The following is a 3,091-nucleotide window of genomic DNA, read 5'->3' on the forward strand; positions in this document are numbered from 1 at the left end:
GGTTCAAATCCTGCCCCCGCAACCAATCTTCCATATCGACCTAACAATCAAAAAGCCCGCATGGTAAAACCTGCGGGCCTTTCGACGTTCTAGCGCAGGGCAAAACGCATCGTCAGCGGCCGGTAAAAAGGCAAGGGATATCAGTCGCCTGTGGATGAGTGTGATTATGACTTTTATCTATCATGTCCCCTTGCTCCCGACGCTGTATCGGCTGCATTGCAATCATAGGTAGATGATTGGTGGAATGGAAGCACTTCGTATCAATTATTGACAGCTAACGCATTCGTTTCGTTTCTTATTTCTTGGACCATTTCAGTGATATCACCCGGACTTGGCGTATCGTTGATAAGACATCCATTTAGGATGAAACGCTCATTGTATTTCTTTTGTTATGCACTCGAAATATTTCTACTGTGTCGATTACACTGATCATATCATGGCATATCGCTATGAGATCTCAGAGGTTTCGACATTTGCGAGCGAAAGCTGGCGAGAAGTAAATGCCGCCGAAATGTGCGAGGCTGTCCGGTTTAAGGTTCTGATGTCTCTCGATATGAAAATACGTCGCACCTACTATTTCTTGGATAAGAGCGTGATCGGGAAGCCGTTGTTGATAGCAACGCTTGCGTCGCGCGCGACCGTGGCGATACCGCTCGGCACGGATGAGCGGAGATTCCCTATTATCGATAAACAGCGGCCAGCCTTCACTCCACAAACAAAAAGCCCGCTTCGAAAGCGGGCTTTTTGTTTGTGGATACAAAGTTGAAGTTTCGGTCTGAGGCGATTTACTCAAGACGCCAGCACTGCAGCCTTCCGCGGCGATCTTGCCATCAGTCGCGCATAGGCGATGGCCGAGAGCATGTTGACGTGGTTGGCTCTGCCGGTTCCGGCGATGTCGAACGCGGTGCCATGGTCGACCGAGACGCGGTCGATCGGCAAGCCCAAGGAGACGTTGACCGCAGTCTCGAAGGCGACCAGCTTGATCGGGATATGGCCCTGGTCGTGATATTGGGCGATCACCAGGTCAAAGGCGCCGTTATAGGCGCGGGCGAAGACCGTGTCGGCGGAGATCGGGCCGACCACGTCGATGCCCTTGGCCTGTGCGAGCTCGACCGCAGGTACCAGGAATTCCGTGTCCTCGGTTCCGAAGAGGCCGTTTTCGCCGCAATGTGGGTTGAGGCCGGCGACGGCGATGCGGGCTTTCTTGCCGAGGCGCATGAAGTGATTGTGGCCGGCTTCGATCGTTGCCAGCACGCGCTMGGTCTTGGCCCGCTCGATCGCGCCCTTCAGCGAGATATGGGTCGAGACGTGGATAGTGTTCAGCCGCTCGGAGGCGAGCAGCATGAAGGAGCTCTTGGAACCGGTCAGGTGCGCGAGGAGGCCGGTATGGCCGTCATAATGGTGACCGGCAAGGTTCATGGCTTCCTTGTTGATCGGCGCCGTGACAATGACGTCGGCCTCCTTCGACATTGCGAGATCGACGGCTCGAGCGATATAGCGAACGGACGCGTCGCCGGCGACCGGGCTGACCTTGCCGATCTCGGGGAGGGGGGCGTCGAGCGAAACCTCATCCACGGCGATGGTATTCCCATCCTCGGAGGTGGAGGGACCGAAAGCGAGGCTGACGTCGGTCGCACGTGCGGCCCGTTCCAGCGCTTCCGTGTTGCCAACGATGACGAAATCCCGGCGTTCGGCCGCCGGCAGTGCAGCCAGCGCCTTGACGATCACTTCGGGACCAACACCGGCAGGATCACCGAGGGTCACTGCGACTTTTGCATTTCTGTCCATCAGTCAAATTCCTCTTGAAAGCCCTGCCTCAATAGGCCGCTTCGTAGATCGAACGTATGTCAGTGCGCGTCAAGTCGCGTGGGTTGTTGTCCAGGAGCCTGCGGATGGCGAAAGCGTCGTCAGCCATGGCGTCGAGATCGTTTTCGGGTACGCCCAGGCCCGAAAGAGTCATCTCGATGCCGAGCTCAGCGCAGAAAGCGTAGGCGGCATCAAAGACCGACTTGACGGTATCGGATGTGCTATAGCCGAGCGCTTCCATCACCGCTTTCGTCTTTTCCGGCACGGCCGGCGTATTGAAGGCAAGAACATGCGGGAAGATCAGTGCGTTGGCTGCGCCATGGGCGACGTGCCAGCGGGTGCCAAGTGGGTAGGCCAATGCATGGCCACCCGCAGTATTGACCGGGCCGAGGCAGAAGCCGCCATAGAGCGAGGCCAGCGAAAGACCGGCACGCGCTTCGGCATCCGAACCGTCGCGCACGGCACGCGCGAGATATTTGCCGACGAGCCGCGTTCCCTCGATCGCATAAATGTCGATCATCGGGTGCGCCTTGCGATTGGTGAAGGCCTCGACGCAATGCGCCATGGCATCGACACCGGTTGCGGCGGTGGTGCGGGCTGGAACGGAGAAGGTCAGCGACGGGTCGATGACGGCGATATCGGCGAGCATGTGAAGGCTCTCGACCGCTAGTTTCGCCTTGGTGTCGGGATCGGTGACCAGCGCGCGAATGCCGGCTTCGCTGCCCGTGCCCGATGTGGTCGGCACCTGGGCGAGCGCTACTTTCCGCGGTCCCTGAACCTTGTTCGGACCGACGACTTCGCGAAGCGTCTGCACCGAGCCGGCGAGTACGGCAGCGAGCTTCGCTAAATCCATAGCGCTGCCACCGCCGAAGCCGACGATGAGATCAGCCTGTGCGGTCTCTGCTGCGGCGAGCACCTTGTCGAGATTGGCAATATCCGGCTCGGGCGTGACGTCCGAGAAGACCGAAACATCACCCTTCAGCTGCAGCGCCTCGATGCGCGCTGCATTGAAGGCATCGGAAATGACCAGCGTTCGGGAATAGCCCTTGCCGGCCGCCCAGGCGCCCAGCTTTCCCGCGGTTCCGAGACCGAATTCGATCAGGTGTGGCCGGACAACGGTTATAGGTGAATCCAAACTGACCATATGCGGTCCTCTCCGATGTGCGACGGAAACCGACCGTCAATGATGTAAAGTTGTTATCCTGTCTGGCGATTTATGGCAAGAATGAATAGAGATCTTTATCGTTTTTCGGTCCGTTAGGGGAATTCTGCATTAATCCTTGGC

Annotated in this window: 3 protein-coding genes; 1 reads left to right on the plus strand and 2 read right to left on the minus strand. The window is 57.9% G+C overall.

What is annotated here, in order from left to right; genetic code table 11:
• The first annotated feature begins 436 nt into the window (after window positions 1-436).
• Window positions 437-766: a hypothetical protein gene (locus AC1DNW_RS35325; protein ID WP_477855786.1), complete on the plus strand. Its 330-nt coding sequence runs from the start codon at window positions 437-439 to the stop codon at window positions 764-766.
• Between the two features lie 23 nt (window positions 767-789).
• Here the strand turns inward: AC1DNW_RS35325 and pdxA are convergent, their stop codons facing one another.
• Window positions 790-1,788, minus strand: coding sequence for a 4-hydroxythreonine-4-phosphate dehydrogenase PdxA (pdxA, locus tag AC1DNW_RS35330; RefSeq protein WP_477855787.1), 999 nt, complete (start codon window positions 1,786-1,788; stop codon window positions 790-792).
• Window positions 1,789-1,816: 28 nt separating this feature from the next.
• Complete coding sequence (locus AC1DNW_RS35335) at window positions 1,817-2,950, minus strand: iron-containing alcohol dehydrogenase (protein ID WP_113311902.1); 1,134 nt, start codon at window positions 2,948-2,950, stop codon at window positions 1,817-1,819.
• Window positions 2,951-3,091: the final 141 nt, after the last annotated feature.

This window comes from Rhizobium sp. 05L429, from assembly GCF_056397645.1.